Here is a 12448-nt window from a genome sequence, read left to right as displayed (position 1 = left end):
GGACCTTCCATGAACCATCGCAAGTTGTCCCTCCTCGCCGCCGCCCTGCTGGCCGCCGGTGCTGCCTCGGCACAAACCAGCACGCTGAACATCGGCTTTGCTGATCCGATTTCGTCGGTAGACCCACAACTCAACAACCACGCCGGCGACCGTTCGCTGGCGCTGCATTTCTGGGATTCGCTGGTCAACTCGCGCGACGGCGGCAAGCTTGAACCCGGCCTGGCCGCGAGCTGGAAAACGCTGGACGACAAGACCTGGGAATTCAAGCTGCGCAGCGACATCAAGTGGCAAGACGGCACGCCGTTCACGGCCGATGACATCGTCTACTCGTTCAACCGCGCACGCAACGTGCCGGGCACCGTGGCCTCGTATTCCGGCGCGCTGCGCACGGTGGAATCAACCACCGCCAAGGATGCACAAACCGTCATCATCAAGACCAACACACCCAACCCGATGTTGCCGCTGGAGATCGCCTCCATCTACATCGTGAGCAAACATATTGGTGAGAAGTCCAAGACCGAGGACTACAACTCGGGCAAGGCCGTGATCGGCACCGGCCCCTACAAGTTCATCTCGTACACACCGGGCGATCGTACCGTGTTCGAGCGCAACCCCAGCTACTACGGCCCCAAGCCCGTGTGGGACAAGGTCAACTACCGCTTCATCAACAACGGCGCCGCACGCACGGCCGCGCTGCTGGCCGGCGATGTGGATGTGATCGACAAGGTGGCCGTGACCGATGTGGAAAAACTCAAGAAGACACCCTCGGTCAGCGTCTACACCTACCCCGGCCTGCGTGTGCTGCTGCTGCAACCGAGCTTCCGCCCCGGCCCGAATGAGTTCATCACCGACAACGCGGGCAAGCCGCTGGAGAAGAACCCGCTGCAGGAAGTGAAGGTGCGCCAGGCTTTGTCGATTGCCATCAACCGCAAGGCCATCGTCGACCGCATCCTGCAAGGCACGGTGACCGAGGCCAACCAGTGGATGCCCAAGGGCAGCTTTGGCTACAACCCTGATGTGAAAGACATTCCGTACAACGTCGAACAAGCCAAGAAGCTGCTGGCCGAAGCCGGCTATCCACAAGGCTTCCAGATCAGCATCCACGTGCCCGGCGACCGCTATCCGCAAGCGCCTGAAACGGTGCAGGCCGTGGCGCAGTTCTGGACGCGCATCGGCGTGAAGACCAAGGTGGAAGTGGTGCCATGGTCGGTGTATTCGAGCCGCGCCACCAAGAACGAATTTGCCGTGAGCGTAATCGCCTGGGGCAACGGCACGGGTGAAGCCGGCTACGGCCTGCTGCAGACCCTGGCCACCAGCGACGCCAAGCGTGGCCGCGGTTCCAACAACTGGGGTCGCTACAGCAACGAAGACGTGGACAAGGCGCTGGACGCCGCCACGGTGGAGTTCGATGCCAAGCGCCGCGAAGCCATCTTCCGCCACTCCGCCAAACTGGTCACCGACGATGTGGGCCACATCCCGCTGTACCACTACCAAAACATCTGGGCCGCGAAGAAGGGCCTGAAGGTTGTGCCGTTGCTGAGCGACCGCACGACCTCGCTGCAAGTCAGCCGCGTGGGCAAATAAACCCATGACCGCCCAGCTCACGGCCACACCGGCCGACGCACTCATAGACGTGCCACGGCACATCAGCGTGCAAGGCCTGGCGCCTGGCGAGGTGGTCACGCTGCATAGCCGCACCGTGCGTGGGCCGGGCGTGGTGTGGCGATCCTCCGCGCGCTTTGCCGCCGATACTGCGGGCCAGGTAGACCTGCAGCGTGATGCGCCACTCTCTGGCAGCTACAGCGGCGTCTCGCCCATGGGCCTGGTGTGGTCGCAAGCGCCCGAGACGGAAGGCGCGCCACGCGAGGTTTTCGGTGCCGAGCCGGCTGCGGCGTTGACGGTCGAAGTCACCGCAGAGCGTGGCGACAAGACAGTACTGCAAACGCAGTTTGTGCAACGCCTGGCCAACGTTGGTGTGACGCGACGCGAAGTGCGCGAGCGTGGTTTGGTGGGCACGCTGTTTTTGCCCGCCGGACCGGGCCCACACCCAGCGGTGCTGATCCTCAACGGCTCGGGCGGCGGCATCAACGAACCGCGTGCGGCGCTGTACGCATCACACGGCTATGCGGCTTTGGCGTTGGGCTACTTCAAGGCACCGGGCTTGTCGGATTACATCTCCAACACGCGGCTCGAAATCTTTGAGACCGCGTTGCAGTGGATGCACGAGACGCTGAAACCCGCGAATGGTTTTGTGGCGCTCAGCGGCCAGTCGCGCGGCGGCGAACTGGTGCTGTTGCTCGGCTCGCTGTTCCCGCATCTTGTGTCGGCGGTGATCGGCTACGTACCCTCGGCCGTGGTGAACTGCGCGCAGAACGCCTGTGACCCGGCGATCGGCCGCGAAGGCCCGGCCTGGTTGTACCGCGACCAGCCGATTCCCGATGTCTGGCAAAACAACCGCAGCGCCACCTGGGCGCCATGGGACGATGGCCCACAACCGCGTCGCCACACGCTGGCCTTGTTGACCTCGCTGCAAGACCCCGAGGCCGTGGAGCGTGCACGTATCCGTGTGGAAAACATTCGCGGGCCGGTGCTGCTGCTGTCGGCCAGCGACGACGGTTCGTGGCCGTCCAGCCTGTACAGCCGCATGGTCACCGAGCGGCTGGCGCAGTTCAAACATCCACACGCCGTGCAGCACCTCGACTACGAGGGCGGCGGCCATTCCATCGTGTTCCCCTATGTGCCGACCACACAACTGGTCTACGCCCACCCGGTCTCCAGGCGGCAGAGCACCACGGGCGGCAGCCCGCCGGTGAACGCCCATGCCGATGAAAACTCGTGGGCCGGCGTGCTACGTTTTCTAGAGCTGGCGACACAAGCGCAGAAAGCGCAACAAGCCCCAAAAGCTTGAATCCATTTACCACCCAACAACAGACATCACCATGACCACACCCACCACCACCGACCTGGTCGACAGCCTGGTGCCATTGGCCGCACAAAGCCCCGTCTGGGCCGTGCGCCAGCAACGCGACAAAGTTGTGGCCGCCACACAAGGCAGTTACAACGCCATTTTTGACCCGGCCTTGAGCGGCCCGTCGCCGGCCGAGCGCCTGCTGTCGGCACACCTCATCGCACGGCTGGCTGGCAGCACCGCGCTGCAGGCACACTACGCGGCGGCCCTGCGCGCTTTGCCTGCCCTCACGGCTTCACAAAGCGCCGCACTTGAAGGCGCAGCCATAAACAGCCTGAGCGCAGACCCGCGCCTGCAAGCCATACTGCGCTTCACCCAGACCCTGGCGGAACGCCCGGTTGAAGGCGACAAAGAAGCCTTGCTGAAGCTGCCCGCCGCCGGCCTGGCCACACCCGAAGTCGTAGCGCTGGCGCAATTGATCGCCTTCGTGTCGTACCAGTTGCGCGTGGTCGCCGGCTTGCAAGCGATTACCGAACTCGGTGACGACCTGCACGCCACACCAGCCCCCGTGGCGGACGATGCAGCAGCGCCTTTTATCCACCCCGCCAACCTGCCCAAGCCGGGTGAACCCATACGTATCAACGGCTACACCAGCGAAACCCTGGAATGGCAATCGTGGCTGCCGGTGGTGGCGCTGGAACAGGCCACACCCGAGCAGATCGCCGTGCTGGAAGCCAGCCACCCCAAGGCCAAGACCTCGGACTACTACCGCGTACTGGTGCACCAGCCGCGTATTCTGGAAGAACGTGCCATCGTCTTCAACGCCATCATGTACGCACCGGGCGGCTTGTCGCGCGCCGAGCGTGAACTGGCCAGCGCCGTGGTGTCGCGTGTCAACGGTTGTGTGTATTGCGCCTCGGTGCACGCGCAGCGCTTCGAGCAACTCACCAAACGCAACGACACCATCGTGCAGGTGTTCACCGAACCACAGGGCGCAGGCACCGATACACGCGAGCGTGCCATCGTGCAACTGTCGATCGACCTGACACTGCGCCCCGCCACCTTTGGTGCGGCACAGTTGCAGGCCGTGCGTGCAGCCGGCCTGTCGAACCTGGAAGTGCTCGACGTGATCCACGCCGTGGCCATTTTTGCCTGGGCGAATCGCTTGATGCTGAACCTGGGCGAGCCGGTTTACGCGAGCTGAAAGTGATGCCTGGCAGAGCCAGGTCTGTACACAAAAATAAGCTCATTTTTATTTTGTGTTAAACTCGCGCCTCTTCGAAACGCCAAGGCCTCTTTCGAAGCGCCTGGCCAGGCAAAGCCGAATCTCACGGCGGCACGTCGAACAAGTGCTTTTTACGACGATAAAAACAAAAAAAGCACCTGCACAAGAGTGTCCGTAAACGTGGGTCGCGTAAGAGCCCACGGCCAATTTTCGAATGCCCGCCTAGCGCGGGCATTTTTACGGCTGTTCGAGCTAAACGCTGAACAAAGCCATGGCGCTCAAGCATTCGGTCGGGCTCGTCATGAATGACCTCGCCAAACAAGAGCCAATGACTTGCTTTTTCGCTATGCAGACGGTGTTGACAAGGCCCGAATTAAGATCACGGTCCTTGTCTCGATATGGGCACTATGCCGCTCCCAGCTCAAGTTATGCCTGCAATCGCTGAACAACCGTATCGGAGTCCATCACGTCACCAAACTGCTGGATGAATGTCTCCAGCGTTGCAAGATGCTCTTCGTCAGAAAGAGCGGCGCAGCAATCGGAGACCATGATGGTCTGAAAATCCATCATCATCGCGTCACGGGCGGTGCTCTCGCAGCATACGTTTGTCTTGGTTCCAGCAATCAGTATGGTGTTAATGCCAAGGCTGCGAAGCACGCGTTCGAGTGAAGACGAACCAGGCGTTAAAGCGCTGTAGCGGTTCTTGACGATGGTCAGGTCTTCGGGACTGCAATCAAGTTCATGCCAGACCGACTGCTTGCCCGGCGTCACACTGACCCTATGGTCTGAGCGTTTCTTGTTCGACACGACGTTGTTGAAAAACAGTTCCCAATCACTCTTGTCACCAATGTATTGATTGGCATGAAGAACCCACACCACCGGAACCCCCATCTCCCGCAAGCGCCGCGTGAGCGCATTAACAGGCTTGACGATCTCTCTTGCGCTTGCAACTTCGGCGGGTGAGCCAGGTTCGCAAAAAGTGCTCTGCATATCGATCACCACAAGGGCTGTGGATTTGGGATCGAGCCGCTCAAACCAGTGGAACTTGCCCCTGCGGGCCATCACTCGCTCAGCAATATGGCTGCGAATCTGGACGTCATGCATAAAACCCCCTTTGGTGAAACGAAAGAAAAAGCCGCTGCGACTAGAAAGAGAGACCGTCTGAAAAAACCCAAAGCACGGTTGTTGGTCCGCCATGTGTGTTCACCCAGGAATGCGGCATGGTGGACTTGAATTGCAAACACTCTCTGGCGGACAAGTCGACCGTTTTCACGCCGCTTTCTGTGTCGAAACGGAACCGCATGGCGCCTTCCATCACAAAGCAAAGTTCATCTCCAGCGTGCACCATGTGCTCCTGACCGGAATGAGCGCCGGGGTTCAATACACCGAGCCGCGCTTCCAGAACATTGGCATAAAACGATCCATTCAGATCTTCCAGAGCGAAGCCAAACTCGGGGTACGGCATCGAGTTCCGATCGCCAGCGCGTACCGTGCAGCGTTTCTGTGGCCGATGGCGGTAGCCTCCCGCCAGGAAAGCGAGGTTGGCCTCCAGAGCCTCAGCCAGCCGAATGGCTTGCACAAGGCTGGGGCGGGCCTGGCTGTTTTCAATCTTGCTGATGGTGCTAGCCGACACACCACTCCTGGCTGCCAGCTCTGAAAGACTGGTTTTCCTGGAGGTGCGCAGCGTCTTGATTCGCTGCCCCACGGGCGTGTTGTCAGGCCTGTCGCTTGCGTCGGGGCTGAGGCCTTCCCGCAGCATTTCACGCTCTCGCGTGTCCACGCAGCACAGCAGTTCCACATCGCTCAACCCCAGATTCTTCACTTCCACGCCATCCGGCATACAGAGGTGCAGCGAGTCCCCAGAATGAAGCGTCAGGCTCTCTCCATCTGCAAACATGACTCGCAATGTGCCTTTCAACACAAAAGCGAACAAGGCGCCCACCGCCACATCACTGGCAATCATTTCCGAGGCGCCAACTCGAATGAAGACAACCCTGCTCTGCAGGTGTGCTGCCGCAAGCGCACCCGTCAGATCAACTGTATTGCTGGGGCACGCTGGCAAGGCGATATGCGAGAACGCCTGCGCCCTGCTCTCGCGACGCGGCAGGCCAACGAGGTGTTCAAGAGGTTCATCAAGCCCGTGACACAGCGCCAACGCCGTGGCCAGTCCTGTACTCGACGTTCCCACCTCTATGCGTTGCAGCGCTGGCACGCTTACACCGCTGAGCCCAGCCAATCGCTTCATCGACAAGCCTTTGGATTCACGCAATTGACGCAAACGGGCACCAATGACTTCTAGCTCTTCCACACCAGAGAAAAGCTTGGTGGCCGGGTCCGGTGCAGAAATCGCACTCGTCGGCAAAACGTTTGCAGAGTCTGTGCCGGCAAGAATATTGCGAGAGGAGTTCAACGCCTTGACCATCACACGATTGTGGCACGAATTTCCAATAAGATAACTTTTATATCTTTATTGAAAATTCTCAGTGCTTCAGTTGTCCTCGCCAGACCAGGCACCGCAGCTCCACCACACTCGCTGGTGCGCGAACAAGTCCAGGGAACAGGTTTAACCCAGGCACCTATCAGCAAGTCGGGGAGTCCGCAAAAGCATCAACACCAGGCAGACGAACGCGCGCCGTATGCTGCTGGATTTTTGGAGCCCCCCGGGCGGGATAGGGACCAGACAGCATGCCTGCCATGGATGACACAAAGAAAAAGGCCGTTTGCTGGACTTCAGCAAACGGCCTTGGAGGGTGTGGTGGTGGAGCTGGGGGGATTTGAACCCCCGTCCGCAAGCCTTCTTCGAACAGTTCTACATGTGTAGCCGTCTGATTTAAGTCTCGCCTTTTACATCGCGCAGTGGCACGCTATGCAAAACGCCAGCAACCTATTTTCTCGACCTGCCCTAAGTTACCCAAGGCAAGCCCAGCCAAATAAGATTACCCCGCAGCCTGGACTGCAACACCTTGCGGCGTTGCAACCCTTGCCCAGCCTATTGGCTTGCTGTTGCGAGGCTCACGCGCAATTAAGCGGCGAGTGCGAAACGTTCGTCGTTTGCAGTTAGGATTTTTCTGCTGTTTAACGAGGTGACAGAACCTCGACATGCCCTGCTGCGCGTCCGAACCCACGTCGAAACCAGTGCAGCCCCAAGCCGTCTATTTTAGGTCACTTTGGCCAAGTTCAAGGGCGCAATGCCTTCAGCAACTCTGCCGGAGACGATATCGTCAAATCGGCGCCCCAACCGGCAGGCCCTGCACCGCTGCCAAGGTAGCCATAAGCGGCTGCCACAGTGCCGACATTGGCAGCGCGACCTGCCACGATGTCGCGCTCGTCGTCGCCCACATAGATACATTGGGCGGGCGCAACACCCATGCGCCGCATGGCCTCCAGCAATGGCTCGGGGTGCGGTTTGGCATGCGGCGTGGTGTCACCACAGACCAGAGTGCCAGATGTGCTGAACAGCGGCATGGCCTTGGTGAGGGGAATGGAGAACCGCTCAGCCTTGTTGGTGACCACACCCCAGCGCAGGCCGCGTGCGGCCAATTGCTGCAGCAAATCGGCCACGCCATCAAAAACGGTCGTACGGGCGGTTAAATCGGATTCGTAATTGCGAAAGAACTCTTCACGCATGGCCGGGAAGTCCGCATGCTCGGGCGTCATGCCAAACGCCAGGCCCAACATGCCACGCGCACCCGCACCAGCCATAGGCCGATAGTGATCGAGTGGCAGTGACGGCATGCCACGGTCGGTGCGCATTTTGTCGACGGCGGCCCCTAGATCAGGGGCACTGTCGATCAAGGTGCCATCCAGATCGAATAACACCACTTCTGCGTTTTTGAACATCTCAACTTTCGGTTAAATCTTGCGCGTGGCAATCATGTAGTTCACGCTGGTGTTGGCGCTGAGCCAGTAGCGCTTGGTCAATGGGTTGTATTCCAGGCCGCTGGTTTGCTGCAGGTTCAGCCCGGCGTTGCGCGCATAACGTGCCAATTCGCTGGGGCGAATCATCTTGTCGTATTCGTGTGTGCCACGAGGAATCATGTTGAGCAAGTACTCGGCGCCGACGATGGCCGACATAAACGAGCGTAGGTTGCGGTTGATGGTGGAAAAGAACACCCATCCACCCGGCTTGACCAAGTCAGCGCAGGCTTGCACCACAGAAGCCGGGTCGGGCACGTGCTCCAGCATTTCCATGCAAGTGACAATGTCAAATGAGGCCGGTTGCGCAGCCGCGAGTTGTTCCGCACTGATTTCACGGTACTCGATGTTCGGGGTTCCAGCCTCAAGGGCATGCAGGCGCGCCACCTTCAACGCTTTTGTTGAAAGGTCGACTCCGGTCACAAAAGCGCCTTTGCGCGCCATGGAGTCCGAAAGAATGCCGCCGCCACAGCCAATATCCAGGACTTTACGTTGTTCCAGCGGGGCCAAGGCATTGATCCACTCCAAGCGCAGTGGATTGATTTGATGCAATGGCCGAAATTCACTATCTGGATCCCACCATCGATAGGCTAATTCGGAAAACTTAGCCAATTCGGCCGGATCCGCGTTCAGTGTCGGTATATCTGTCATAAACACCTCGCCCAACAAATGCCGGGCGTCAATTTAATACCAAAATAAAAAAACCCCGCCAGCGATACGCTTGCGGGGCTCTTTTGATGCCAGACCTGATACAGGTCCGGCATATTTCGACCAGTAAACGAATTACTGAGCGCGGGTACCAACCACTTCGATTTCCACGCGACGGTTCTTCGCACGGCCTTCGGCGGTCTTGTTGTCAGCAACAGGTTGCTTCTCGCCCTTGCCTTCGGTGTACACGCGGTTCTTTTCAATGCCCTTGGACACCAAGTAAGCCTTCACGGCTTCGGAACGGCGAACCGACAGCTTCTGGTTGTATGCATCGCTACCAACAGAGTCGGTGTGGCCAACGGCGATGATGACTTCCAGGTTGATGCCCTTGATCTTGCTGGTCAGGTCGTCCAACTTGGCCTTGCCTTCTGGCTTGAGGACAGACTTGTCGAAGTCGAAGAATGCGTCAGCAGCGTAGGTCACCTTGGTTGCGGCAACCACAGGAGCTGCTGGAGCTGCTGCTGGTGCTGCGGCTGCTGGTGCAGGAGCTGCAGGAGCCACAACTGCGGCAGGAGCTGGTTTCACCAAAGCGCCATCGCAACCTTCGGCAGCCGTAGCAGGCGTCCAGTTGGCATCGCGCCAGCACAGTTCATTGGTACCGTTCTTCCAAACCAATTCGCCGGTGCCATTTTGCCAGTTGTCGATCGTAGGGCCACCGTCAGCAGCGACAACACGTGTTTGCGCGCCTGCGGCCGTCACCAACGCTGCGGAGGCAAACAGCATCGCCACTTTATTCAATTTCTTCATGGTTCTCCTCTTGGGGAAAAAGGTGCAGCTGCGCTGCGAAACAGGACGCTCACAATGACCACCACCATGAGCGTTCAGTGAATTGTGCCACACACAAATCTGAAACCAGGGGTCAACAACGCTCCAGTTGTAGGACGCAAGCCGATTTGCCTAGATGTGTTGCTCGTGCACGACAACGGGTTGATCGTAAAATGAATCTATTCGCCGCTTCACTCAGAAAACTTCATGACTCAGTTCGCAAAAGAAACCCTGCCCATTAGTCTTGAAGAGGAAATGCGGCGCAGTTATTTAGATTACGCCATGAGCGTGATCGTAGGCCGCGCCCTTCCCGACGCCCGTGATGGTCTGAAACCTGTGCACCGCCGCGTGTTGTACGCGATGCACGAGCTGAATAACGACTGGAACCGCCCCTATAAAAAGTCTGCCCGTATCGTGGGCGACGTGATTGGTAAATACCACCCGCACGGAGACAGTGCGGTGTATGAAACCATCGTGCGTATGGCGCAAGACTTTTCCTTGCGCCATATGCTGGTCGACGGTCAAGGCAACTTCGGCTCGGTGGACGGCGACAACGCCGCCGCCATGCGGTATACCGAAATCCGCATGTCCAAGATCGCCCACGAGTTGCTGGCCGACCTGGACAAGGAAACCGTCGACTTCGGCCCCAACTACGACGGCAGTGAACAAGAGCCGCACGTCATGCCGGCGCGCTTCCCGAACCTGCTGGTCAACGGCTCATCGGGCATTGCGGTGGGCATGGCGACCAACATTCCTCCACACAACTTGAACGAAGTGGTGGATGCGTGTTTGCACCTATTGCGACACCCAGAAGCGACGATCGACGAGCTGATGGAGATCATCCCTGCGCCGGACTTTCCCACGGCCGGCATCATCTACGGCATCAACGGGGTGCGCGACGGCTACCGCACCGGCCGCGGCAAGGTGGTGATGCGTGCGCGCTGCCACTTTGAAGACATAGACAAGGGCCAGCGCCAGGCCATCATCGTTGACGAGTTGCCCTACCAGGTCAATAAAAAGACGCTGCAGGAGCGCATGGCCGAGTTGGTGCACGAGAAGAAGATAGAAGGCATCAGCCACATCCAGGATGAGTCCGACAAGTCGGGCATGCGCCTGGTGATCGAGCTCAAGCGTGGTGAAGTGCCCGAGGTGGTGCTGAACAATTTGTACAAGCAAACCCAGCTGCAAGACACTTTCGGCATGAACATGGTGGCGCTGGTCAACGGCCAGCCAAAGCTGTGCAATTTGCGCGATTTGCTCTCCGTGTTCCTGGAGCACCGCCGCGAAGTCGTCACGCGCCGCACCATCTTCAACCTGCGCAAGGCCCGTGAACGCGGCCACGTGCTGGAAGGCCTGGCCGTTGCGCTGGCCAATATTGACGACTTCATCGCCATCATCCGTGGCGCCCCCACCCCGCCGGTGGCCAAATCCGAACTGATGGCGCGCCGCTGGGACAGCAAGCTGGTGCGCGAAATGCTCACCCGCACCCGCGCCGACGGCGGCGTGATCAATGCCGATGACTACCGCCCAGACGGCCTGGAAAAAGACTTTGGCATGGGCGCTGATGGTCTGTACCGCCTGTCTGACACCCAAGCGCAAGAAATTCTGCAGATGCGTCTGCAACGTCTGACGGGGCTGGAGCAAGACAAAATCGTCGCCGAGTACAAGCAGGTGATGGCTGAAATCGAAGACTTGCTCGACATTCTGGCCAAGCCAGAGCGTGTCGCCATCATCATTGGCGAAGAACTCACCGCCATCCGCGAAGAGTTCGGCCAATCGAAGATCGGCGCGCGCCGCAGCGTGGTCGAACACAGCTCGTTCGACCTCAGCACCGAAGACCTGATCACCCCGACCGACATGGTGGTCACCTTGTCGCACAGCGGCTACATCAAGAGCCAGCCGCTATCCGAATACCGGGCGCAAAAGCGCGGCGGACGCGGCAAACAAGCCACGGCGACCAAGGACGACGATTGGGTGGACCAACTCTTCATCGCCAACACCCACGACTACCTGTTGTGCTTCTCCAACCGCGGCCGCTTGTATTGGCTCAAGGTCTGGGAAGTGCCGCAGGGCTCGCGCGGTTCACGTGGCCGCCCCATCGTCAACATGTTCCCGCTGCAAGAAGGCGAGAAGATCAACGTGGTGCTGGCACTCACCGGCGACAAACGCACCTTCCCGGCCGACCAATATGTGTTCATGGCGACCAGCATGGGCACCGTGAAAAAGACCGCACTCGACGAATTCAGCAACCCGCGCAAGGCCGGCATCATTGCCGTGGGCCTGGACGAAGGCGATTTCCTGATCGGCGCCTCGCTGACCGATGGTGAACACGACGTGATGTTGTTCAGCGATGGCGGCAAGGCCGTGCGTTTTGACGAAAACGATGTACGCCCCATGGGCCGCAACGCACGTGGTGTGCGCGGCATGACGCTGGAAGACGGCCAAGGCGTGATCGCCATGCTGGTGGCCGAAGACGAGCAACAAAGCGTGCTCACCGCCACCGAAAACGGCTACGGCAAACGCACCAACATCAACGAATACACGCGCCACGGCCGTGGCACCAAGGGCATGATCGCCATCCAGCAAAGCGAACGCAACGGCAAGGTGGTGGCCGCCACGCTGGTGCACGCCGACGACGAGATCATGCTGATCACCGACAAGGGTGTGCTGGTGCGCACCCGCGTGGGCGAAATCCGCGAAATGGGCCGCGCCACGCAAGGCGTCACGCTGATCGGTCTGGACGAAGGTTCCAAGCTCAGTGGCCTGCAGCGCATCGTGGAAAACGACGCCAACGACAACGGCGCTGGCGCAGGTGAATCTGGCGAGTCGGGTGAGCCAAGCGAAGGTGGTGATGCCGGCGAAGCCAGCGCACCGGACGCATAAGCCCTCCCCCTCGTCGTCTTGCCAAGACGCTAGCACTTCAATAG

Annotated in this window: 9 protein-coding genes and 1 other RNA gene; 4 read left to right on the top strand and 6 right to left on the bottom strand. The window is 59.5% G+C overall.

The genetic code is table 11. The features are described 5' to 3' along the window. The first annotated feature begins 9 nt into the window (after nt 1-9). Genes ACFQ95_RS03275 through ACFQ95_RS03265 form a run of 3 tightly spaced genes read left to right on the top strand, consistent with a single transcriptional unit; the run spans nt 10 to nt 4112 of the window. Complete coding sequence (locus ACFQ95_RS03275; RefSeq protein ID WP_422829371.1) at nt 10-1584, top strand: ABC transporter substrate-binding protein; 1575 nt, start codon at nt 10-12, stop codon at nt 1582-1584. A 4-nt stretch (nt 1585-1588) separates the two neighbouring features. Beyond that, on the top strand, nt 1589-2908 hold the full coding sequence (locus ACFQ95_RS03270) for an acyl-CoA thioesterase/BAAT N-terminal domain-containing protein (protein WP_422829370.1): 1320 nt from the start codon (nt 1589-1591) through the stop codon (nt 2906-2908). Nucleotides 2909-2939: 31 nt separating this feature from the next. Next, a complete protein-coding gene (locus ACFQ95_RS03265) occupies nt 2940-4112 on the top strand; it encodes a CMD domain-containing protein (RefSeq protein WP_422829369.1) in 1173 nt (390 codons plus the stop codon). A gap of 447 nt (nt 4113-4559) precedes the next feature. On the opposite strand, the gene ACFQ95_RS03260 is transcribed toward ACFQ95_RS03265, so the two are convergent. From ACFQ95_RS03260 to ompA, 6 genes are all read right to left on the bottom strand, one after another. Next, nucleotides 4560-5237 carry an isochorismatase family protein gene (locus ACFQ95_RS03260; protein ID WP_422829368.1) on the bottom strand — a complete coding sequence of 226 codons (678 nt, stop codon included), beginning with the start codon at nt 5235-5237 and terminating at the stop codon, nt 4560-4562. 40 nt (nt 5238-5277) lie between these two features. Then, a complete protein-coding gene (locus ACFQ95_RS03255; protein WP_422829367.1) occupies nt 5278-6555 on the bottom strand; it encodes a helix-turn-helix domain-containing protein in 1278 nt (425 codons plus the stop codon). Between the two features lie 334 nt (nt 6556-6889). Then, nucleotides 6890-7278, bottom strand: a transfer-messenger RNA (tmRNA) gene (ssrA, locus tag ACFQ95_RS03250). 32 nt (nt 7279-7310) lie between these two features. Beyond that, nucleotides 7311-7973 carry a phosphoglycolate phosphatase gene (gph, locus tag ACFQ95_RS03245; protein ID WP_422829366.1) on the bottom strand — a complete coding sequence of 221 codons (663 nt, stop codon included), beginning with the start codon at nt 7971-7973 and terminating at the stop codon, nt 7311-7313. Between the two features lie 12 nt (nt 7974-7985). Beyond that, entirely contained in the window at nt 7986-8699 is a 714-nt protein-coding gene (gene ubiG, locus ACFQ95_RS03240) for a bifunctional 2-polyprenyl-6-hydroxyphenol methylase/3-demethylubiquinol 3-O-methyltransferase UbiG (RefSeq protein WP_422829547.1), read from the bottom strand. A 132-nt stretch (nt 8700-8831) separates the two neighbouring features. Continuing rightward, nucleotides 8832-9503, bottom strand: coding sequence for an outer membrane protein OmpA (gene ompA / locus ACFQ95_RS03235; RefSeq protein ID WP_422829546.1), 672 nt, complete (start codon nt 9501-9503; stop codon nt 8832-8834). Nucleotides 9504-9728: 225 nt separating this feature from the next. Between ompA and gyrA the strand changes: the two genes are divergently transcribed. Next, nucleotides 9729-12404 (top strand): DNA gyrase subunit A, encoded by a 2676-nt coding sequence (gyrA, locus tag ACFQ95_RS03230; RefSeq protein WP_422829365.1) that lies wholly within the window; start codon nt 9729-9731, stop codon nt 12402-12404. Nucleotides 12405-12448 lie beyond the last annotated feature (44 nt).

The sequence above is a fragment of the Variovorax sp. HJSM1_2 genome (assembly GCF_049316285.1).
GTDB lineage: Bacteria > Pseudomonadota > Gammaproteobacteria > Burkholderiales > Burkholderiaceae_C > Rhodoferax_B.
This window is presented reverse-complemented; position numbering and strand designations above follow the sequence as displayed.

Coding starts and splice junctions, on each gene's coding strand:
- ACFQ95_RS03260 (WP_422829368.1), bottom strand. CDS start 5,237: ATGCATGACGTCCAGATTCGCAGCCATATTGCTGAGCGAGTGATGGCC.
- ACFQ95_RS03265 (WP_422829369.1), top strand. CDS start 2,940: ATGACCACACCCACCACCACCGACCTGGTCGACAGCCTGGTGCCATTG.
- ubiG (WP_422829547.1), bottom strand. CDS start 8,699: ATGACAGATATACCGACACTGAACGCGGATCCGGCCGAATTGGCTAAG.
- ACFQ95_RS03255 (WP_422829367.1), bottom strand. CDS start 6,555: ATGGTCAAGGCGTTGAACTCCTCTCGCAATATTCTTGCCGGCACAGAC.
- ACFQ95_RS03270 (WP_422829370.1), top strand. CDS start 1,589: ATGACCGCCCAGCTCACGGCCACACCGGCCGACGCACTCATAGACGTG.
- ACFQ95_RS03275 (WP_422829371.1), top strand. CDS start 10: ATGAACCATCGCAAGTTGTCCCTCCTCGCCGCCGCCCTGCTGGCCGCC.
- gph (WP_422829366.1), bottom strand. CDS start 7,973: ATGTTCAAAAACGCAGAAGTGGTGTTATTCGATCTGGATGGCACCTTG.
- gyrA (WP_422829365.1), top strand. CDS start 9,729: ATGACTCAGTTCGCAAAAGAAACCCTGCCCATTAGTCTTGAAGAGGAA.
- ompA (WP_422829546.1), bottom strand. CDS start 9,503: ATGAAGAAATTGAATAAAGTGGCGATGCTGTTTGCCTCCGCAGCGTTG.